General features: G+C 67.9%; 24 protein-coding genes. 16 read left to right on the forward strand and 8 right to left on the reverse strand.

Annotation, left to right across the window (positions count from 1 at the left end; all coding sequences use genetic code 11):
* The 4 genes from QH196_RS03735 to QH196_RS03750 all read left to right on the forward strand — a co-directional run.
* Positions 1-1,010 (forward strand): Rv3212 family protein (locus tag QH196_RS03735; RefSeq protein ID WP_280414327.1); only part of this gene is annotated, 1,010 nt, incomplete at its 5' end.
* A gap of 37 nt (positions 1,011-1,047) precedes the next feature.
* Positions 1,048-1,554, forward strand: a complete 507-nt coding sequence (locus tag QH196_RS03740) for a nitroreductase/quinone reductase family protein (RefSeq protein WP_280414328.1) — start codon at positions 1,048-1,050, stop codon at positions 1,552-1,554.
* A 544-nt stretch (positions 1,555-2,098) separates the two neighbouring features.
* Positions 2,099-2,698: an acid phosphatase gene (locus tag QH196_RS03745; RefSeq protein ID WP_280414329.1), complete on the forward strand. Its 600-nt coding sequence runs from the start codon at positions 2,099-2,101 to the stop codon at positions 2,696-2,698.
* A 117-nt stretch (positions 2,699-2,815) separates the two neighbouring features.
* The gene (locus QH196_RS03750; RefSeq protein ID WP_280414343.1) at positions 2,816-3,304 is read left to right on the forward strand and encodes a GNAT family N-acetyltransferase; all 489 of its coding nucleotides are present in this window, start codon (positions 2,816-2,818) and stop codon (positions 3,302-3,304) included.
* A 27-nt stretch (positions 3,305-3,331) separates the two neighbouring features.
* Here QH196_RS03750 and QH196_RS03755 read toward each other — a convergent pair whose 3' ends face one another.
* A complete protein-coding gene (locus QH196_RS03755; RefSeq protein WP_280414330.1) occupies positions 3,332-3,724 on the reverse strand; it encodes a hypothetical protein in 393 nt (130 codons plus the stop codon).
* Between the two features lie 127 nt (positions 3,725-3,851).
* On the opposite strand from QH196_RS03755, the gene QH196_RS03760 reads away from it, so the two are divergent.
* Together QH196_RS03760 and QH196_RS03765 are read left to right on the forward strand one after the other, a co-directional pair.
* Positions 3,852-4,799 (forward strand): diacylglycerol/lipid kinase family protein, encoded by a 948-nt coding sequence (locus QH196_RS03760; protein WP_280414331.1) that lies wholly within the window; start codon positions 3,852-3,854, stop codon positions 4,797-4,799.
* Between the two features lie 251 nt (positions 4,800-5,050).
* Positions 5,051-5,305 (forward strand): WhiB family transcriptional regulator, encoded by a 255-nt coding sequence (locus QH196_RS03765; protein ID WP_033243220.1) that lies wholly within the window; start codon positions 5,051-5,053, stop codon positions 5,303-5,305.
* A gap of 220 nt (positions 5,306-5,525) precedes the next feature.
* Here QH196_RS03765 and QH196_RS03770 read toward each other — a convergent pair whose 3' ends face one another.
* Both QH196_RS03770 and QH196_RS03775 read right to left on the reverse strand, forming a co-directional pair.
* Positions 5,526-7,040, reverse strand: a complete 1,515-nt coding sequence (locus tag QH196_RS03770; protein WP_280414332.1) for a sensor histidine kinase — start codon at positions 7,038-7,040, stop codon at positions 5,526-5,528.
* A 262-nt stretch (positions 7,041-7,302) separates the two neighbouring features.
* Positions 7,303-7,980 carry a TetR/AcrR family transcriptional regulator gene (locus QH196_RS03775; RefSeq protein ID WP_280414333.1) on the reverse strand — a complete coding sequence of 226 codons (678 nt, stop codon included), beginning with the start codon at positions 7,978-7,980 and terminating at the stop codon, positions 7,303-7,305.
* A gap of 104 nt (positions 7,981-8,084) precedes the next feature.
* Here QH196_RS03775 and QH196_RS03780 point away from each other — a divergent pair, with 104 nt between their 5' ends.
* A complete protein-coding gene (locus tag QH196_RS03780; protein WP_280414334.1) occupies positions 8,085-9,110 on the forward strand; it encodes a hypothetical protein in 1,026 nt (341 codons plus the stop codon).
* A 134-nt stretch (positions 9,111-9,244) separates the two neighbouring features.
* Here QH196_RS03780 and QH196_RS03785 read toward each other — a convergent pair whose 3' ends face one another.
* Entirely contained in the window at positions 9,245-9,460 is a 216-nt protein-coding gene (locus QH196_RS03785) for a biotin/lipoyl-binding carrier protein (protein WP_280414335.1), read from the reverse strand.
* Between the two features lie 147 nt (positions 9,461-9,607).
* On the opposite strand from QH196_RS03785, the gene QH196_RS32475 reads away from it, so the two are divergent.
* On the forward strand, positions 9,608-9,682 hold the full coding sequence (locus QH196_RS32475) for a 50S ribosomal protein bL37 (protein ID WP_110293457.1): 75 nt from the start codon (positions 9,608-9,610) through the stop codon (positions 9,680-9,682).
* A gap of 164 nt (positions 9,683-9,846) precedes the next feature.
* On the opposite strand, the gene rsrA is transcribed toward QH196_RS32475, so the two are convergent.
* Together rsrA and QH196_RS03795 are read right to left on the reverse strand one after the other, a co-directional pair.
* Positions 9,847-10,113 (reverse strand): mycothiol system anti-sigma-R factor, encoded by a 267-nt coding sequence (gene rsrA / locus QH196_RS03790; RefSeq protein WP_280414344.1) that lies wholly within the window; start codon positions 10,111-10,113, stop codon positions 9,847-9,849.
* Positions 10,114-10,133: 20 nt separating this feature from the next.
* The gene (locus QH196_RS03795; protein ID WP_086007777.1) at positions 10,134-10,799 is read right to left on the reverse strand and encodes a sigma-70 family RNA polymerase sigma factor; all 666 of its coding nucleotides are present in this window, start codon (positions 10,797-10,799) and stop codon (positions 10,134-10,136) included.
* 241 nt (positions 10,800-11,040) lie between these two features.
* On the opposite strand from QH196_RS03795, the gene ybaK reads away from it, so the two are divergent.
* The 3 genes from ybaK (at position 11,041) to QH196_RS03810 (ending at position 13,144) form a co-directional block, all read left to right on the forward strand.
* On the forward strand, positions 11,041-11,532 hold the full coding sequence (gene ybaK / locus QH196_RS03800) for a Cys-tRNA(Pro) deacylase (protein ID WP_280414336.1): 492 nt from the start codon (positions 11,041-11,043) through the stop codon (positions 11,530-11,532).
* 400 nt (positions 11,533-11,932) lie between these two features.
* On the forward strand, positions 11,933-12,625 hold the full coding sequence (gene gntA / locus QH196_RS03805; protein ID WP_280414337.1) for a guanitoxin biosynthesis heme-dependent pre-guanitoxin N-hydroxylase GntA: 693 nt from the start codon (positions 11,933-11,935) through the stop codon (positions 12,623-12,625).
* A gap of 213 nt (positions 12,626-12,838) precedes the next feature.
* On the forward strand, positions 12,839-13,144 hold the full coding sequence (locus tag QH196_RS03810; protein ID WP_280414338.1) for a hypothetical protein: 306 nt from the start codon (positions 12,839-12,841) through the stop codon (positions 13,142-13,144).
* 48 nt (positions 13,145-13,192) lie between these two features.
* Here QH196_RS03810 and QH196_RS03815 read toward each other — a convergent pair whose 3' ends face one another.
* The gene (locus tag QH196_RS03815) at positions 13,193-14,047 is read right to left on the reverse strand and encodes an SOS response-associated peptidase (protein ID WP_280414339.1); all 855 of its coding nucleotides are present in this window, start codon (positions 14,045-14,047) and stop codon (positions 13,193-13,195) included.
* 186 nt (positions 14,048-14,233) lie between these two features.
* Between QH196_RS03815 and QH196_RS03820 the strand changes: the two genes are divergently transcribed.
* The 3 genes from QH196_RS03820 to rsgA all read left to right on the forward strand — a co-directional run bounded on the left by QH196_RS03820 (position 14,234) and on the right by rsgA (position 18,127).
* Positions 14,234-15,739: an aldehyde dehydrogenase family protein gene (locus QH196_RS03820; RefSeq protein WP_280414340.1), complete on the forward strand. Its 1,506-nt coding sequence runs from the start codon at positions 14,234-14,236 to the stop codon at positions 15,737-15,739.
* Positions 15,740-15,818: 79 nt separating this feature from the next.
* Entirely contained in the window at positions 15,819-17,129 is a 1,311-nt protein-coding gene (gene aroA / locus QH196_RS03825) for a 3-phosphoshikimate 1-carboxyvinyltransferase (RefSeq protein WP_280414345.1), read from the forward strand.
* On the forward strand, positions 17,102-18,127 hold the full coding sequence (gene rsgA, locus QH196_RS03830; protein ID WP_432279429.1) for a ribosome small subunit-dependent GTPase A: 1,026 nt from the start codon (positions 17,102-17,104) through the stop codon (positions 18,125-18,127). Before aroA ends, rsgA begins: the two co-directional genes overlap by 28 nt.
* Positions 18,128-18,163: 36 nt before the next feature.
* On the opposite strand, the gene QH196_RS03835 is transcribed toward rsgA, so the two are convergent.
* Entirely contained in the window at positions 18,164-18,523 is a 360-nt protein-coding gene (locus QH196_RS03835; protein ID WP_280414341.1) for a TfoX/Sxy family protein, read from the reverse strand.
* A gap of 93 nt (positions 18,524-18,616) precedes the next feature.
* Here QH196_RS03835 and QH196_RS03840 point away from each other — a divergent pair, with 93 nt between their 5' ends.
* A complete protein-coding gene (locus tag QH196_RS03840) occupies positions 18,617-19,591 on the forward strand; it encodes a hypothetical protein (RefSeq protein ID WP_280414342.1) in 975 nt (324 codons plus the stop codon).
* Between the two features lie 2 nt (positions 19,592-19,593).
* Complete coding sequence (locus QH196_RS03845; protein WP_280414347.1) at positions 19,594-19,950, forward strand: GntR family transcriptional regulator; 357 nt, start codon at positions 19,594-19,596, stop codon at positions 19,948-19,950.
* The last annotated feature ends 130 nt before the right edge of the window (positions 19,951-20,080 follow it).

The raw sequence follows: 20,080 nt of genomic DNA on the forward strand, positions 1-20,080 counted from the left end.
ATCGGCGCACCGGTGATCAGGTGTGGCGCTACAGCCGCGATCTGCCGCTGTGCGGGGTCGAAGCGCAATTCGGCATGGTGATCGCGGTGTACCGCAATGAGCGCGGCTGCAGTGAGACCACCATGCTCTCCGGCGCCGACGGCCGCCGGCGCACCGCCCGCAGCAGCTATATGGACGATCAGGTCCGGCTTTCGGTCGACGGCACCTACGTGGTGGCGCACGGGCCGCGGCGGCTGGAGGTGTGGCGCTCCGATCTCGTCCGCACCCTCGAATACGGCTATGTGGATGCCAAGGAGAACTGGAAGACCCAGCCGCGGCACGACTGCGAGCTGCAATCGGCGGCCTCGAGTTCGTCGCGACTGGTGGTGCTGGAACGCTGCCCGGGCGATCCGGCCGGGCGGCTCACCGTGCTGGCCCCCGCACCCAAGGACGACAATGTGCCGGAGGAGTACGGTTCGCGGATCCTGGAGGGCCCCGGCGCGGATTCGCCCGATGCGCGGGTTATCGCGGTCTCCGACAACCGGATCGCGGTCTATCAGCCCGGGGCCGACGGTCCCGAGGCGGCCGCGCCCCGCCTGACGGTATTCGACGCGAAGGGTAATCCGCTGGTGGTGCAGGAACTCTCGGCACCACTCGACGAAACCACCACCACCGTCCGGGCCGGTTCCGCATTCCTCGTCTTCACCGGTAACAGCGTGATCGCATTGCAGGCCAGTACTTTCGACCCGATGTGGACGGCGGCCGACGCACTGGGCGCTCCGGTGCTCATGGCCGACCGGCTCCTGATTCCGGTACCTGGCGCCATCGCGGCCCTCGATCCTGCCGACGGCACCGAAATCGCCCGGATACCGGTGGACCGGTCGGACTATCGCGGCGGCCCGATCTCGCTCGGGGTGCTCGGCAACACGGTTCTGGAACATCGCGACGGAGTACTCGTCGCACTGGCCGATCCGGACGCCCCCGAAACCGGCGACGCCGAAGCGAACCGCCCCGCAAAACCACTGCGGTGAAACGTTTTTGTCGGTACCCGCGGGCACACTGGCGGGTATGACAGAAGCAGCCCGGCCCACCGATGCGGCCCCCACGGCCGAGACCGCCCGCTACGACGATCCCGACGCGCCGTGGAACCAGCACACCGACGTTGTTCCGGCGGTATGGAACACCGAGGTGATCCGCGAGTTCCGGGCGAACGGCGGGCGCGTCGGCGGCGCCTATGCCGATGCGACGCTGCTACTGCTCACCACAACGGGCGCGAAAACCGGTAAGCGCCACGTGGTTCCGCTCGCCGCGCTGTATCGCGGGGATACCCTCTACATCAGTTCGCTCGTCGACGACGGGTACCCGTCCTGGTACCACAATGTGCGGGCGGATCCGGCGGTGATCGTGGAGCTCGGCGATCACGTTCACCACGCCACGGCCCGTGTCCTCACCGGCGCCGCCTACGACGAGTTCGCCTCCTGGGTACTGGCGAACAACCCGCTACTCGCCGATTTCCAGGCCACCACCGAGCACCCCATCCCCCTGGTGATCCTCACCCTGGCCGGATCGCGCTGACCGAGGCCCGAGGCGCAGGTTGTGCCGGGGCCACCGGATCCCCGACAGGGCGGGCTGACCTGCCGGCCACCGACCCGGATCAGCAGGCCACCACCCCGCTCCACCGGCCGCGCCGACAGACTGCACCGGCGCGGGCGACGGTGGGTGTCCGGCGAGGATGTGGGCCCGGACGTTCCCGACCGGTGTACCCATGGGGACGCTGCCGTCGTCGGCGCCGGGCGCTGTGGGCCGCTACTGCACCGGCATCCCGCCCGATCCGAAAAGCTGCGCAGTTTCCCGGCCACAGAGTCGCCGTGTTCTTGACCGCGGCGGCGGATTACACCGGTCGCGGCCGGGCCGAGAGGATGCCCGACCTCAGCGCCTGGGCGCCCGATTCCATCGGGTCCGGTCCAGACCGACGGACTCCACTGAATTCGCCCTCGGCCGAAGGACTGTGTCGGCAGGGTACGTCGATCGGAGCCCGGCGGGTTTGCCGCCGCCCGGGTGCCGGCCCCCACGACCTCGGGCGCGCGGGCCGGATTCCGCGCCGGGCATCATGGTGCGTATGCCCGGCTCCGAGAACGCCCGTGTGGTGCTGCTACGCCACGGCGAGACCAGCTGGTCGGTACAGCATCGCCATACCGGCCGCACCGACCTACCGCTGACCACGACCGGTGAACGTCAGGCCACGGCGGCCGGTCCGGTCGTGGCCGGTTTGGGGCTGCGGGACCCGATGGTCCTGGTGAGCCCGCGCGCCCGCGCGCAGCGGACCGCCGAACTGGCCGGGCTGACCGGCGCACGGATCGAACCGGACCTCGCCGAATGGGATTACGGCGACTACGAGGGCCGCACCACCCCGCAGATCCGCACCGGCGACCCCGGCTGGACCATCTGGACCGGCGCCGTACCCGGCGGTGAATCCGCGGCCGAGGTCAGTGCGCGGGCCGACCGTGTCCTCGCCGCCGCGGCGGGCGCGCTCGGCGAGCGCGATGTGATCCTGGTGGGGCACGGGCATTTCTCCCGCGCCCTGATCGCCCGCTGGCTCCGTTTCCCGGTCCAGGAGGGCCGGCGGTTCGCGCTGGCGACGGCCGCGGTCAGCGTGCTGGGCTACGAGCACGACGAACCCACCTTGTGGGCGCACAATCTGCGACCGGGCACCGGATGAGACGGTCACCGGACCGAATGCCGCCGATCACCGTGTTTCGCCAGCACCCGTGCCGCTGTTTCGCCGCCCCTGCCTGACAGAACCGAAGGAGATATCGTGTCCCACGCTGCCGACCCGGTGATCCGCCGAGCCGAGCCCGGCGACGTTCCCGCACTGGTCGACCTGGTCTACGGCCTGGCCGAATACGAGAAGGCGCGGCAGGAATGCACGCTCACCGCCGAGCAGCTGCACACCGCATTGTTCGGCCCGCACCCGGCCGTCTTCGCCCATGTGGCACTCGTGGACGGCACAGTTGCGGGATGCGCCATCTGGTTCCTGAACTTCTCCACCTGGGACGGCGTCCACGGGATCTACCTCGAAGACCTGTATGTCACTCCGGAGGCGCGCGGTACCGGGCTCGGCCGGGCATTGCTGGCCGCTCTCGCGCATGAGGCGCATTCGCACGGCTACAGCCGGGTCAGCTGGTCGGTACTGACCTGGAACACGCCGTCGATCGGCTTCTACGAATCCCTGGGTGCCCAGGTTCAGGACGACTGGGTGGGCTACCGGCTCAGCGGTCCGGCCCTGTCCGCGCTGGCCGCGACCGCTGGTTCGCACCACCGGTAACGGCCCGGCGCCCTCCGGACCGTACGCTCATTCGTCGTCTGTGGCTCCGTACTCCTGGGCAGCCCAGCGCGAGGTGGGCGGAGCGAACAGCAGGCCCAGTGCGCCCAGCGCCACCACGCCGAGAAAGGTCCCGTAGAGCGGCTGCCCCGAGCCGAACAGCAACGACCACACCACCGGCAACAGCAACAGTTGGGTTATCACCGCGATAGCCCGCCCCCAGCGCTGTCCGAGCAACAGGCCGATACCCGAGGCGAGCACCGCGCCGCCGAGGATCCCGAACCACATGGCCGTGCCGTAACCGCTGATCGCGTCCTCTTCGTGCCCCAGCAGCGCCCGCACCACGAGCACCACCGCCACCGTCACCGCGACGGCGCCTTCCAGCGTCACCAGCCCACCGGCGCCACGCACGGTCCCGGGCACACCAACGTCTTTTCGCTCGACCACCCCGCCAGCTTAAGTTGTGTTTTCCCGATGCCCGCGGGCGCATGTTCGGCGCCGAGTCCGAGGCATTTGGACCGGTGTATCGCGGACGGGCCAGAATTACCCCATGCGGACGTTGTTGATCGTCAACCCCAATGCGACCTCTACCACGGCGGCGACCCGTGACCTGCTCGCGCACGCCCTGGAGAGCCGAACGCAGTTGACGGTCGCGCATACCCAGCATCGCGGTCATGCCGCCGAATTGGCGCAGTGGGCGGCAACCAACGAGATGGATCTCATCGTGGTGCACGGCGGAGACGGGACGGTCAATGAGACGATCAACGGTTTCGTACCGCTGCCGCAGGTCGACGACGGCCAGGCGTGGCGGCCCCGGCTCGGCATCATTCCCGGCGGTTCGGCCAATGTGTTCGCGCGCGCGCTGGATATCAAACCCGATCCGGTGGCGGCGACCAATCAATTGATCGACCTTCTCAAAGCCGGTGACGGGGATCGCCGTATCGGGCTCGGCATCACCGATGACCGGTGGTTCTGTTTCAGCGCAGGCGTCGGTCTCGACGCGGAGGTGTGCGCCACCATCGATTCGGCCCGCGCCAAAGGACGGTCGGCGACACCGGCGCGCTATGTGCGCACCACCGTGGCGCAGTTCTTCCGCGCGAAACGGGCGCAACCGGAAGTCACCGTGCATGTTCCGGGCCGCGAGCCCGTTTCGGGCGTGCATTACGCATTCGTCACCAACACCAGTCCGTGGACCTATCTGAATGCGACACCGGTATGTACCAATCCCGGCACCAGGTTCGAATCGGGTCTCGGTGTGTTCGCCGTGCGAACCATGGCATTACTGCCTACACTTCGGCTGGCGACACAACTGTTGTCGCCACACTCCGAGCCGAAGTCGCGGAAGCTGTTTCGTGACGACGACGTCCCGTCGGTGCGCATATCGAGTGCCGAGCCGATCGGCCTGCAAATCGACGGCGACTTCATCGGCAGGCGCGACGTGGTGGATTTCACCGCTGTGCCGGATGTCCTCGATGTGGTCGCTCCACGACCGGTATGACGTGGCGCATCCGGGAAATAAATCCCGTTTGTGCTGCGGAAACCGGCGTAGGCGAGTAAAAAGGACTGCGGCAGGTCTCCTCGTGGGGCCTTCAGTGCGTGAGCTTCCCCACGGTGCGTCGGATACCTATTGACATCTACGGTGTTCGTGAAAGCATTCACAAGCAACCGTGCGGAAACATTCAGTTCGCACAAGTGAACGATCCAGCAACCGATCGGCGCCCTGTGGCGCCCTACAAAGGAGCAGAAGGAATGGACTGGCGCCATAAGGCCATCTGTCGCGATGAGGACCCTGAGCTGTTTTTCCCGGTGGGCAACAGTGGTCCTGCGCTCGCGCAGATTGCCGATGCCAAGCTGGTCTGCGCCCGCTGCCCCGTTACCGCCGAATGCCTGTCCTGGGCTCTGGGTTCCGGGCAGGACGCCGGTGTATGGGGCGGTATGAGCGAAGACGAGCGGCGCGCGCTCAAACGTCGCAATGCGCGCACCCGCACTCGTACGGCTGTCTGAGAACGCGGGGAAGCGACTACCGGACCATTTCCAGCCCGGCCCGGGGAGTCGTGGATTGCCCGGCACCAGTGAATCTGGTGCCGGGCCGTAGTTTATTCGGAGCCGCCTACCGGAGATGAATCCGCAATTTGCCGGAAAGTCGCCCGAGAAATAGGCGGTGTTTCCGTCCACGGCCGCTGAGCGGTATGCATAATTGAAACCGGCGAGTTTCCGCCGGGTATCAGCGTGCCGCCCGACGCCCCAGCGGCACCCGCAGTACCGCATCCGTCCCGATATCGGTACCGGGGTGTAATCCGATGGATCCGCCCAGTTCCGCGGTGACCAGTGTGCGCACGATCTGCAGTCCCAGACTGTCCGACGACTCCAGGCTGAAAGCGGCCGGCAGCCCCCGCCCGTCATCGCTGATGATCACGTCCAGCCAGCGGGCCGAACGCTCTGCGCGAATGGTCACCGTTCCGTTCTGACCGCCGTCGAACGCATGCTCGATGGCGTTCTGCACGAGTTCGGTCAGCACCATCACCAACGGTGTGGCGCGTTCGGCCGAGAAAACTCCCAGCGAACCCGCCCGGCGCACGGTGATCCGGGCGGTGTGCACGGTCGCGACATCGGCCATGATCGGCAGCAGCCGGTCCACGACCTCGTCCAGATCGACCTCCTCGTCCACCGACATGGACAACATCTCGTGCACCGAGGCGATGGAGGTGACGCGCCGCACCGATTCGGTGAGCGCCCCCCGCGCCTCCTCGTTCTCGGTGCGCCGCGCCTGCAATCGCAGCAGCGCCGCCACGGTCTGCAGGTTGTTCTTCACCCGGTGATGGATCTCCCGAATGGTGGCATCCTTGCTGAGCAGTGCGCGGTCGCGCCGTTTGACCTCGGTGACATCGCGCACCAGGACCGCGGCCCCGGCCAGTTCGCCGTGCGGGCGCAGCACCAGTGTGCGCAACAGTACGGTCGCCCCACGCGCCTCGACCTCCATCCGCCGGCCGGTACGCCCGGCGAGCGCGGCCTGGATATCGCCCACCACCTCCTGCGCGTCGAACGGGTCGGTGATCAGTGATCGCGTGGTGGTCGCCAGATCCTGCCCCTCCAGATCGGCCTGCAAACCCATACGGTGATACGCCGACAGGGCATTCGGGCTGGCGTAGGTGACGATGCCCTCGGTATCGAGCCGGATGAACCCGTCCCCGGCCCGCGGGCTGGAATGGGTGGCGGCACGGTCCTCGGTGGTCGGGAAGGTTCCGTCGGCCATCATCTGGCACAGATCATCGGCACATGCGACATAGGCGATCTCCAGGCCACTGCGCACCCGGGAACGCTGCCGGTCGGTATCGCGGCTCAGCACCGCGATCACATCGTCACCGCAACGCACCGGGATCGCTTCCCGGATCGCCTGCACCGGGTAGGGGTGATACACCCCGGCCGCCTCACCCTCGGCATCCGTGCGCACGATCTCCCCGCTGATCAGCGCATCGAAAACCTGCGAATGATCCGCTCGCCGAGCCACCGAGCCCACCAGATCCGCCAGATGGACGGTCGGCGCGGTGGTGGGCCGGCACTGCGCGACACACACGATATCGGCGCCGTCCTGAATCGGCCCCGCTCCGACCCACAGCAGCAGATCGGCGAACGAAAGATCGGCGAGCAACTGCCAGTCCCCGACGACGCGCTGCAGATGATCCACCGCCACGCCGGGGAGATCGGTGTGTTCGGCCAGCAGATCACTCAGTGTCGACATGGGGGTAATTCTGGCGTGCCCGTCGCGTACAGAGTTGCGGCCCCCGTCGATCACTCCGTCACGACCGCACGCCGTCGGGTCCAGCGGGCGGAATAGTCGCGGACCATGAGGGCGTGCGCGAACCCCGGCAGTGATGAGGAACTGGACGGTCACGGACGCCGCCGCAGCCGAACCCAAGCCGCGCGAGCAACCACGGGCCCTCCCCCGCCTCGGTGGTGGCGTGGTGAGCAAAGCCGCGACAGCCCGGCACGCGAGCGGAGTCCTATGGCCGGCTGTTCGGGGCAGCGGCGGCCGAATCGGAGACGGGATGGGTCCGTTCGGCCGCATCGAAGGCCGGTTCCAGGGGAGCGAGAGCGGTGCGGAGGGCGGCGGCGAGGGGTCCGGACGGTATGACCAGCCCCGTCCCGGCCGACGGTCCGGCGAGCGGTTGTAGCCATCGTTCGAGGCCGACGCGTACGGCAGCGGTCACACTTGCCGCCAGGACACGGGCCGTCGATCCACCGGTCGCGCCGAGTCGCGCCGCGATCGCATCGGTGAGCGGGTGTTCGATCGCGGCGGCCGTTGCGAGGAAGGACTCCCGCAACCCCGCGTGGGTGGTGATCAGCAACAGACCGTCGCGGGCAGGTTCCCCCGCGTCGGTATATCGGTCGACGATCGACTGGATGACGGCCTCGGCAAGGCGCACTCCGGCCGGTTGCTCCACCACAGCTGCGGCCACCGAGGCCTCCCGCTCGGCGGTGACGGCGGCGACGATCGCCTGTTCGCGACTGGAGAAGTAATTGTTGTAGGTCCGCGGCGAAACACCTGCCGCGGTGGCTATGTCCTCCACGCGGACGTTCCCGGGCCCGTGTTCGAGCGCCAGTCGCAGTGCTGCCTCACGCAGCGCCTGGCGTGTGGCCTGTTTCTTCCGCTCGCGCAGCCCCTCATGCCCCGTCGTCACGTGAGCAGCTTCGCACACAATCTGCGTGCACGCAAAATTGCGTGCACGCAACTTTAACGTCTATGGTTCACCGCAGGGGGCAGATCGACGAACGGAGCGTGCGCATGCGCGGCAGAGGAATGACCTACGACACCGGATTCATCCGGGGCGGCCGTATCTCACGGCCGGACTTCGACCCGGCAGTGGTCGCGCGTGAACTCACGATCATCCGCGACGATCTGCACTGCAATGCCGTCCAGATCATCGGCGGCGACCCCGAGCGGCTCGAACTCGCGGCCCGCTGCGCCGCCGAACTGGGGCTCGAGGTCTGGTTCTCGCCCTACCCGCTGGAACTGACACCCGAGCAGATCCTGACGCTGCTCACCGATTGCGCACAGCGGGCCGAGCGGCTGCGCCGGACGGGTGCCGAGATGGTATTCGTCGCCGGGGTGGAACTGAGCATCATGAACCGCGGCTTCGTCCCCGGCGACACCGTGGAGCAACGACTGGACCTGCTGTTACGCGATCCCGAACACCGGGCCGAACGATTCACCGAGGTGAGCGCCCGGCTCGACGGTTTCTTCGGTGGCGCACTACCGGCGATCCGCGAACATTTCCACGGCAAGATCACCTACGCCTGCATACCGTTCGAACGCATCGACTGGTCCCCGTTCGACTTCCTCGCCATCGAACTCATCCGCTCCGCCGAGGTCGCCGACCAGTTCCGCGCAGGTGTCCGCAGCCTCGTCGCGCAGGGAAAACCGGTGGCCGTCACCGGCTTCGGCACGGCCACCTGGCGTGGCGCCGGTGATGTGGCGCCGCGGAGTATGGAAATCGTCGAATACGACGCGCACGGCGACCCCGTCCGCCTGACAGGCGACTACGTCCGGGACGAGGCCGGCCAGGCGGACTACCTGCGCGAGCTGCTGGAGATCTTCGATTCCGAAGGCGTCGACAGCACGTTCGTCTTCCTCTTCGCGCTGTACAACTATCCCCACCGCACGACCGGCGACCCGCGCGACGACCTCGACCTCGCCGGCCTCGGCATCGTCAAGGTCCTACCGGACGGCTGCGGCGATACCTACCCTGATATGCCCTGGGAACCCAAGAAGGCCTTCGCTGCGGTCGCCGAGCACTACCGCGACGCATAGGCCCGGCACCGAATGACAAAGCGCCGGCACCGGACACCGGTCGTGTCCGGGACCGGAAGTCCCGCACCCACTGCAAACGGGGGCGGTGAAACCGACGCGGGTCCGAACCCGTCGAGCGGCGGCAGCCGCAGGAATCAATCGATCACGGCGATGAGGTCGCCCGCCTGGAGGACCTGGCCGGGTTCGACGGCGACCGAGGCGACCGAACCGCTGACCTCGGCGAGCACCGGGATCTCCATCTTCATGGATTCCAGCAGCACCAGGGTCTGGTCTGTGGCGACCCGGTCGCCCACCGCGACCTCGACGGTGAGCACCGTAGAGACCATTTCCGCCCGCACTTCTTCGGCCATGACACCTCGTCCATCAGCTTCGTTCCGGTATCGGGTCCCGCTGCCCGATGTACCGCCGTCGGTACAGCCAATCACACGTGAAACAATGGCCGGGATCGATATCTACTCCCCGCAGTCGCGGGAAACGTCCCCAGGAGGGAGCTACCCATGGGTAAGCGTGGCCGCAAGAAGCGCAGCCGTAAGGGCAACGCCGCCAATCACGGCAAACGTCCCAACTCCTGAGCCGCCGGCACAGGTACGGAACGTAAGAAACCCGCACTCCCGAGGAGTGCGGGTTTTCTCATGCGCGCGGCGGCCGGGTATCCGGCGGTCACACGCTGGCCGTTTCCCGGCCGACGGTATTCGGCGGGCACCTCCGCCACGCGTTGTCCGGTCGGCGAGACGGTCTATTCGGCGGGGGTCTCCTCCGTCGTGATCGTCACCGAGCGGCTGCGGATCTCCACCATGAGGCGTTCCCGGAGGGCATCCGGGGCCTTGTCGCCACCACATTTGCGGCTGAGCAGGCTCTTGATCTTCTCTTCGATGCCGTAGGCCTCGATACAGGGCGCGCAGTGGTCCATATGGTGCTGGAGCCGTTCACGGGTGCGATCGTCGCACTCGCCATCGAGCATCAACCAGACATCGGCCAGTACCGCCGTGCAGTCGAGCTCCATATCGGGATCATGCTCGGTGCTCACTGCTTGACCTCCTGGCGCACCTCGGTGGACTCGGCGGTGCGGTTGAACCCGCGTTCGCGCGCAACATCGCCGAGCAGACCCTTCAGCTGTTTCCGGCCGCGGTGCAGCCGGGACATCACCGTACCGATAGGTGTGCCCATGATGTCGGCGATTTCCTTGTACGGGAAACCTTCGACGTCGGCGTAGTACACCGCCATCCGGAATTCCTCGGGCAACTGGATGAGGGCGGCCTTGATGTCGTCGTCCGGGAGTGCGTCGAGGGCCTCGACCTCCGCCGAACGCAGACCGGTCGAACTGTGCTCCGCGGTGGCCGCGAGCTGCCAATCGGTGATCTCGTCGGTCGGATACTGCGCGGGCTGGCGCTGTTTCTTCCGGTAGGAGTTGATATAGGTGTTGGTGAGGATCCGGTACAGCCAGGCCCGCAGGTTGGTGCCTTCTTTGAAGGATTTGAAACCGGCATAGGCCTTGACATAGGTCTCCTGGACCAAGTCCTCGGCGTCGGCGGGGTTACGCGTCATCCGCAGCGCGGCGCCGTAGAGCTGATCCAGCATGGGTAGCGCGTCCCGCTCGAACCGCCGGTCCAGTTCGGCGCCGGTTTCCGGCTGTTCGGCAGGCCGCTCGTCGGCGCCGGTGCCGGTCGCCACGTCGTCCTCGCTCGTCACACGTGTCCCTTCGATAGGTTCACCAGCCAAATCTACCGGGAGTGTGAAGTCGGAGAAGAACCGCGTGCGCGCCGGGGCCGGATCCGCGGTGATCGGGCGTTGTTCGACAAGAACGGGCACCGTCGCTCCTTCGCTCTAACGGGTTGGGCACCGGTGGCCGGGCACGGCCCGCCCGATGCGCTGTATCTGCCGCTTACAACCCGCACCGGTCGCGAAGTGTTCCCGGGTTAAGGTGCTGGCCATGGCAGCAGGCGCCACACCGGCGATCCGCGCACTGCTCGCGGACGGGGCCGGACATACCGTGCACAGTTACGATCACGACCCGCGTAGCGACTCCTACGGCACCGAAGCGGTCGAGGCGCTGCGGGCGCGGCTCGGGACAGCAGCCGGGCAGATCTTCAAAACGCTGGTTCTGGAGCTGTCCACCGGATCGCTCGCGGTGGCGGTGCTCCCCGTCCCGCAGACCTTGTCGTTGAAGGCGGCGGCCGCCGCGCTCGGGGCCCCGAAGGCGACGATGGCGGACCGGGCCAAGGCCGAACGCGCCACCGGCTATGTGCTCGGCGGGATCTCGCCGCTGGGGCAGCGCCGCCGCCACCCGACCGTGATCGATGCCTCGGCACTGAACTGGGAAACCGTGTTCTGCAGCGCCGGTAAACGCGGGATGGAGATCGAAGTCGCTCCCGCGGATCTGATCCGGTTGACCGGCGCGGTGACCGCACCGGTCACTGCCTGAACGCTCGAGACCGGGCCGCACTGCCGATACCGGCCCGGAGGCGCCCGCCGACGGGCCGGACGGTGATCGACCGATCCGAGTGGGCGCGGAGCGCAGCGAACAGGTTCTCGATGACGAACCACCAGGTCAACCGAGCAGACCAGCACAGTCGAACCGATCCCCCGACGACCGGGCCGGAGCCGTGCCCGCTGTGATCCGCGACATGTTCGGATGACTGTTTGCTGCCGCGTAGCAGGGCGGCCGCTACCAGGTGCCGATCCGCAGAATTCCCCCGATTCGCGCACAGTGCCGATCGACTGACAGGATCGGCAGCGCAGTGCGGTCGAGGCGGGTGGGTTCACCAGGTGGATTGCCGACCTGTCCTACGAACGAAGATACGTGGTTGAAAGGAACACCGGGATTGACGACGGACGCGCGAGCTGAACTGGAGAAGTTCCTCCTGGGAGACCGGTTCGCCTGTCTGGCGGGCCGCTCCGCCTGGCGCCGAGGCGGTATCACGCACCGCCACTACGACGTGATGGGTGGCGAGGATTCGGCTCGGTTGATGGCACTCGATCTTGCCGAATACGTCGGCGACGCGGACTGGAACCCGCGGAAGTTCACCAGCTTCATCGCCACCTTCGAGCAACCTCGCGGGGTGGACGAGTTACGTTTCGAGGAATTACTGTGGCAGCACCTCCAGCTGCTGCACGAGGCGGAAGCGGACAGGTACGGGTGGGCGCCCGGGTATTCGTCCGATCCGCAGTCCGGCGAATTCGGATACAGCGTGGCAGGCCACCCGTTCTTCGTTATCGGGCTGCACGAGACGCATCGGCGGCTGGGCCGCCGGCCACCGTTTCCGATGCTGGCGTTCAATTCCCATGAACAGTTCGGGCTGATCAAATCGGCCGGTATGTGGGATCGGCTGGCGGAGAAGATCCGCAAACAGGACATCACCCTGCAGGGCGATATCAACCCCAATCTGCTGGAGTACGAACAGCTTTCCGAGGCACGCCGCTACTCCGGGCGTCCCAAACCCGCCGATTGGCAATGCCCGTTCGCGGCCCGCCCCACGACGGAGGATCGCGAACTGGCCGGGGTCCCGGGGAACTGATCCGCGACCAACAGGTCCACCCCGCCTCGGAAAGCGCGGCGCAACCGGCGGCACGGCGTTGTCGCCGGTTGCGCCGCGCGGACCCGTGGCTGCGCCGCACACTCCGAATCCGGGCAACTCGCCCGCGCACCGCGCGGGAATCCGCTGGTAGCGCACCCTTGTATGCGTTACTTGTGGGCGAGGAGTTGGACCGACCCGAGGATGTGATGCGATATGTCCCCGCGCAAACCCCTGCGCACCGTGTTCGTCGCCGTCTCCGCGGCCGCGGCGCTGACCGTTGCCCCCGCCCTGCTGACGACCTCGCTCGCGGCACCGGCCGCGTATGCGGCGCCGAGCGAGTATCCGCTCGGCGGTGAGAAGGGTTCCACCGACGACGGTGAATCGAAGAACGGACCGGCCGAACGTGCGGAAAAGGCGGGCGGCGGGATTCTCTCCGAAACCATCGATCTCAGCGCCGACCTGCTCAAATGTGGTCTGAGTATCGCGACCCCGGCGGTCAGCTGCCCGCTGGGTAGTTGATCGTGTGGGTGCTTCCGGGGCAGCCCGCGCACCCCGGAAGCACCCGGTTCACAGCAACGTCGGCTGTTCGGCGGTCCCGTCGGCCGGGGCCAGGAGTTCCGGGCCGTTGTTCTTCACACTGTTCACCAGGGGCGGCACCGGGCGCGCCGTGATCTGGGCGACCACTTCTTCGCCGGGGGATTCCAGGAGTTCGGCGGGGGCCGGATGGTCGGGATCCAGCCAGGCGGCCCAGTGCTCCTGCGGCATGGGTAGCGGCATGCGGTCGTGGATACGGGTGAGATCGCCGATCGCGTCGGTGGTGAGGATGGTGCACGACAGCAGCGGCCGCGGGTCGTCGAGGGAACGGTCCCGCCAGACCGACCACAGGCCCGCCATGTAGAGCCGCGAACCGTCGGCCCGCGACATGAAGTACGGGTGTTTGATCACCTTCGGTTTCTTACCGCGCCCCGGACCGGCCGGATCGGGTTCGACCAGCCATTCGTACCAGCCGTCCATGGGGATCAGGCAGCGGCGGTATTTCACCGCGTCCCGGAACGACGGCAGGCTCGCCGCTTTATCGGCACGGGCGTTGAACAGGGGCTTTCCTTTGACGGGCACGCCGGGTTCGGCCGCTTTGGTCCAGTGCGGGATCAGCCCCCAGCGCATCCGGCGGATCCGCCGGTGGATGTCGTCGCCGCGGTCGTCGTGATCGTGCCGGTCGACCACGGTGAGGATCTGCGTGGTGGGGGCGACGTTGTAGTTCGCCCACTGCCGCTGGTCCGGGCCGGCATCGGATTCGGCGGCGCCCGATCCACCGGCGCTCCCCGCCCGGATTTCCGACGGGGCGGGGCCGGTTTCGTCGAGGGCGTCCAACTCCGCGGCGAGGCGCCCGGGGTTCGTCGTCGTCGCATAACGTCCGCACATACTCCGATGGTCGCACCGAATACCGACAGATCGAGACAATTGCGACCCGGAGGACGACAATGGGGGCTAGTACTGGGTGACGTGTTGAGAGTTATGTCTTAGCATTCTCTCAACGGGGACGTGGCGGTCACAGGCTGCACCGTCCGCGCGCGCAGCTACCGCCCTACTTCCCGCAGAGGAGACCCTGTGACAACCACAGAAAAAGCCGCCGAGAAAGAATCGGTGCTCACCTCGGTCGATCCGGCCACCGGCGCGACGCTGGCCACGTATCCGATCGCGGATGACGCGGCGGTCGCCGACGCCGTCGCCAAGGCCCGCGCAGCCACCGGCGTCTGGGCCGACCTCGGATTCGACGGCCGCAAGAAGGCACTGCTGCGCTGGTCCAGCCGCCTGGTCGCCAAATCCGACGAGTTCTGCGCCCTCATCCATGCCGAGAACGGCAAACCCGTCGACGACGCCTTCCTCGAGCTCATGCTGGCGCTCGAGCACATCGCCTGGGCGGCCAAGAACGCCAAGAAGAAGCTGTCGCCGCAGAAAGTCCCCTCGGGCCCGATGATGGCGAATTTCGCCGCCCGGATCGAATACCGCCCGCTGGGCGTCGTCGGCGTGATCGGCCCGTGGAACTATCCCGTGTACACCCCGAACGGATCCATTGCCTATGCCCTCGCCGCGGGTAACACCGTGGTGTTCAAACCGTCCGAATTCTCTACGGGTATCGGCAATTTCGTAGCCGAGGCCTTCTCCGAGGCCAACCCGGAACTGCCCGAGGGCGTATTCGTCGCGATCAACGGTTTCGGGGCCACCGGCGCCGCGCTGGTGAAATCGGATGTGGACAAGATCGCGTTCACCGGTTCGGCCGCCACCGGCCGCAAGATCATGGCCTCGGCCGCCGAGAACCTCACCCCGGTGCTGCTGGAATGCGGCGGTAAAGACCCGGTGATCGTCGCCGCGGACGCCGATGTGAAGGCCGCCGCCGACGCCGTGGCCTGGGGCGCCACCTCCAACAGCGGCCAGACCTGCGCGGGCGTGGAACGCGTCTACGTGGACAAATCGGTGAAGGACCAGTTCCTCACCGAACTGACCCGCATCCTGAAGGACGTCAAGCCCGGTTCCGAAGACGGTGCCGCCTACGGCCCGATGACGATGCCGAGCCAGATCGATATCGTCAAGCGGCATATCGAGGCGGCGCTGGCCAGTGGCGGCAAGGCGCTGCTGGGTGGCCCGGAATCGGTGAAGGGCCCGTTCATCGAACCGGTCGTCCTGGTCGACGTGGACGAGAACTCCGCCGCGGTCAAGGAGGAAACCTTCGGGCCGACCGTCACCGTCACCACGGTCGACACCATCGACGAGGCGATCGAGCTGGCGAACAACACCACCTTCGGCCTGGCCTCGGCCGTGTACTCCAAGAACAACGGCCTGGCGATCGCCCGCCGCCTGAAAGTCGGTGCGACCTCGGTGAACTCGGTGCTCGGTTTCGCCGCGATCCCCGGCCTGCCCTTCGGCGGCAGCGCCGATTCCGGGATCGGCCGCATCCACGGCGAACCGGGCCTGCGCGAGTTCGTCCGCCCGCATTCGATCGCGGTCCAGCGCTTCGCGATCCCGGGTATGGCGCTGATGAGCTACAGCCGCACCCAGGCGAATATGAAGATGCTGCGCAAGATGGTGCCGCTGCTGCACGGCCGCAACAAGTGAGAGTCCGGCACAGATGAACAGGCGGCCGGTGGTGCCCGGCGACACACTCGGGAGCACCACCGGCACGCCTGTCGGCCCGATGCGCCAAGATGGTGCAGTGAGTTTCTGGCCAGCGCCCCATGTCGACGCCCCCGTGCAGGCGACCGTCACCCTGCCCGGATCCAAATCGATCACGAACAGAGCGCTGGTCCTGGCCGCGCTCGCCGACGGTCCGTCCACCATCACCGGCGCACTACGCAGCCGCGATACCGGACTGATGATCGATGCCCTACGCGCGCTCGGCACCCAGATCATCGGTGATGCCGATACCCTCGCCGTCACTCCCGGCCCGCTCCGTGGCGGCCGGGTCGATTGCGGGCTGGCGGGTACGGTGATGCGTTTCGTACCGCCGGTGGCCACGCTGGCGACCGGGGACACGTCCGTCGACGGCGATATCGCCGCCCGCGTCCGCCCGCTGCGCACCATTCTCGACGCCCTGCGCGGGCTCGGCGCGGCCATCGAGGGCGATGCCCTGCCGTTCACCGTGCGCGGTAACGGTGCGCTACGCGGCGGCACCGTCACCATCGATGCCTCCGGTTCCTCACAATTCGTGTCCGGGCTGCTGCTCTCGGCCGCCCGGTTCGACGAGGGCGTCACGGTCCGGCACTCCGGTGGCGCCCTGCCCTCCATGCCGCATATCGAGATGACGGTGGAGATGCTGCGGCGCGCCGATGTGGCGGTCGAGGCGCCCGCCGACAACCGCGCCGAACAGGTCTGGACGGTGGCGCCGGGCGAGATCCGCGCGGTCGACTGGAAGGTCGAACCCGATCTGTCCAACGCCACCCCGTTCCTGGCGGCCGCGGCGGTCACCGGCGGACAGGTGAGCATCCCGCACTGGCCGCGCCTGACCACCCAGGCCGGCGATGTGATCCGGGAGATCCTCGTGCGGATGGGTGCCGAAGCCGGTTTCTCCGACGGAGCCCTCACCGTGACCGGCCCGGACCGGCTCGCCGGTATCGATATCGACCTGCACGATGTCGGCGAGCTGACGCCCACGGTCGCCGCGCTGGCCGCGCTGGCGGATTCGGATTCGCGGCTGCGCGGTATCGCGCATCTGCGCGGCCACGAAACCGATCGGCTTGCCGCTCTTTCCACCGAGATCAACCGGCTCGGCGGCCAGGTCACCGAAACCGAGGACGGCCTCGCGATCACCCCGGCCCCGCTGCGCGGCGGCCGCTGGCATTCCTACGCCGATCACCGGATGGCCACGGCGGGCGCGATTCTCGGCCTCGCCGTACCCGGCGTGGAGATCGAGGACATCGGCACGACCGCCAAAACCCTGCCCGATTTCGTCAGCCTGTGGGAGTCCATGCTCGATCCGGAATCGGCCGCACCGGGAGCGGCCCACTGAGCCGCCGCGGCCGTAGCAGCGCCTCCTACGACGAATCCGATGTGCGGGTGCGTCCGGGGCGCAGTTCGCGGCCGCGCACCAAAACCCGCCCGCAGCATCGTGACGCGCAGCCGGCGATGGTGGTGTCGGTGGACCGGGGGCGCTGGGGTTGTGTCCTGGACGGCGATCCGGCGCGGCCGCTGGTCGCGATGCGCGCCCGGGAACTGGGCCGGACACCGATCGTGGTGGGCGATGAGGTTGATGTGGTCGGCGATCTCTCCGGCCGGCCGGACACCCTTGCGCGGATCGTACGGGTCGCCGAGCGGCGCACCGTATTACGCCGGACGGCCGACGATACCGATCCGTTCGAACGGGTGGTCGTCGGTAATGCCGAACAGTTGTTCATCGTGGTGGCACTGGCCGATCCGCCACCGCGCACCGGTTTCGTCGAACGTGCGATGGTTGCCGCTTTCGCCGGTGGCCTGACCCCGGTGCTGTGCCTGACCAAACACGACCTGGCCGCGGATTCGCAGTTCGCCGGCGATTTCTCCGATCTCGACCTGGCCATTGTCTATGCCGGGGTCGACGACCCCCTGGACGCCACCCTGGAAATGCTCACCGGCCGCCTGACCTGCTTCCTGGGACATTCGGGGGTCGGGAAGTCCACGCTGGTGAACCGGCTGGTTCCGGATGCCGCACGGGCGGTCGGGGAGGTCTCCGGCGTCGGCAAAGGTAAGCACACGTCCACGCAGTCGGTCGCGCTGGCGCTGCCGGACGGCGGCTGGGTGATCGACACTCCGGGGGTGCGCTCGTTCGGTCTCGCCCATATCACCCCCGACGACGTGCTCGCCGCGTTCACCGATCTCGGCGCCGCGATCGAGGACTGCCCTCGTGGATGCACCCATCTCGGGCCGCCCGCCGATCCGGAATGTGCCCTGGACGAACTCCCGGGCAAAGCGCGCCGGGTGGCCGCGATCCGCCGGTTGCTGGTCGCGTTGAATTCGAACGAAGCCTGGTGAAAACGTCCTGCCGCAGCACTTCCGGCGGTGGACTGATCAGCGTTGCCGCTTCGCGGGTTTCGGTTTCTTGGGTGGCAGCGACCGGGCGAACCGGGCACCACGGTCCACCCATGCCGTGAGCGCGGGATCGCCGGCGACAGCGCCGGAGCTCACCCGCAGCCAGCCGTCCAGTTCCCGGCCCTGCATCACCATCGGCGCCACGGAGATATCGTCGACCAGCGCGGCTGCCTCCTCGGGTGCCATCCGGATCATCAATCCGCCGCCGCCCAGCACCACGACCCCCATATGCCCGCCGAACAGGAAGGCCAGCCCGCCGAACATCTTGCGTTCGGAGATATCGGCCGCGGCACCCACCACGTCCCGGATCCGCTCCGCCAGTTCTTCGTCGTATGCCATGGCGTCAGTGTGCGCGTCCCCGCCGACAGGTCTACCCCAAACCGGCCATCACTGAACCCTTTGTTATGATTCAAACATAACAAAGGAGTTGCCGTGACAAGACCCAGCTCGCTCCGGCTCTGCATACTGGCCGGGCTCCCGCCCATCCTCTTCGCCATCCCCAACCTCGTCCTACTGGCCGCCGCGGCCGAGGATCTTCCCGATCCGCTGGCCACCCACTTCTCTTCCGGCGGTGCCGACGGTTTCACCGGACGGGTCGCCACCATGGGTATCGCCGCCGCGCTGGCCATCGGCTCGGGTGCGCTGTTCGCCGCGATGGTGGTGGCCGGCAACCGGAAAGGCGCGCCGGCACGCCGCCCGGATACCACCCTCGACCCCAACCGTTTGCTCGTCTCGAGCTCCTGGGGCGTCGGCGCTTTGCTCGGCGTCATCCTGTTCGCGAGCACCCGCGCCAACGTCGGCCTGACGGATGCCGCACAGGCGACCCTGCCCGGCTGGATGTTTCCGGTGGCGGCGGTGCTGGCGTTGCTGTGCGGCGCCCTGGGCTGGCTCGTCGCTCCGGCGAGCCCGGTGGCCGAACATGCCCCCGCGCCCGCCGAACCTCTTCCCATCGGAAGCACGGAACGAGTGAGCTGGTCACGGCGGGCAACCTCGCCGTGGATGCTGCTGGCGGGCGTGACGTCGGCAGTGATCGGTGTGGCGGTCGGATTCGTCGTGCACCCCGGTGTGGGTGTGATCGCGGTACTCGCCGGACTGCTGGTCGGACAACTCGCACTCGTGCGGGTAGTCGTCGATCAGCGCGGGCTCACCGTGGGAACCGGTCTGCTGGGCTGGCCGCGGTGGCGGTTGTCGCCCGCCGAAATCACCGAGGTCACCGCCACCGATATCTCGCCCGCCCATTACGGCGGCTACGGAATCCGGCTGACCCCGGGCGCCACCGCGGTAGTACTGCGCGGCGGTCCGGGCATCGTGGTGACCCGCCGCTCAGGCCGGCAGTTCGCGGTCTCGGTGGACGACGCCGAAACGGGCGCCGGGGTTCTGGCGGGTGTCGTGCAGAAGGCCGCGTGACGGTGCTGATCCGTGTCGATCCGGCGCGCCCGGAACCCCTGGCCGACCAGATCGCGGCCTGCGTGCGCCGCGCCATCGCCGACGGCGAGGCCGTCGCGGGCGACCGGCTGCCCGGCGCACGTGAACTCGCCGCATCGCTGGATGTCAGCATCCATACGGTACTCGCCGGTTACCAGCGACTCCGCGACGAAGGCCTGATCGAACTACGCCGGGGCCGGGGCGCGACGGTCCGCGCCGGGACCCCGGCGGGCCGGGCCGCCGTCGTGGACCTCGCCGGTCAGTTGGTCGCCGCCGCACGCCGTATCGGCCTGGACGAGAACGAACTCATCCAACTCGTCCGCGCTGCGGCCGGTCGCTGACACCCGCGCTGCACGGGTCCCGGTGGTCCGGCGGCGGTCGTCACCAGCGGAGGCCCCTCGGCCCGAAGGTAGCGCGGTCTTGCGAACGGCACCAAGCTCCCGGCCGTAGTCCGTGCTACCGAAGGCCCGG

The organism is Nocardia carnea, from assembly GCF_029868325.1.
GTDB classification, from domain to species: Bacteria; Actinomycetota; Actinomycetes; order Mycobacteriales; family Mycobacteriaceae; genus Nocardia; species Nocardia carnea_C.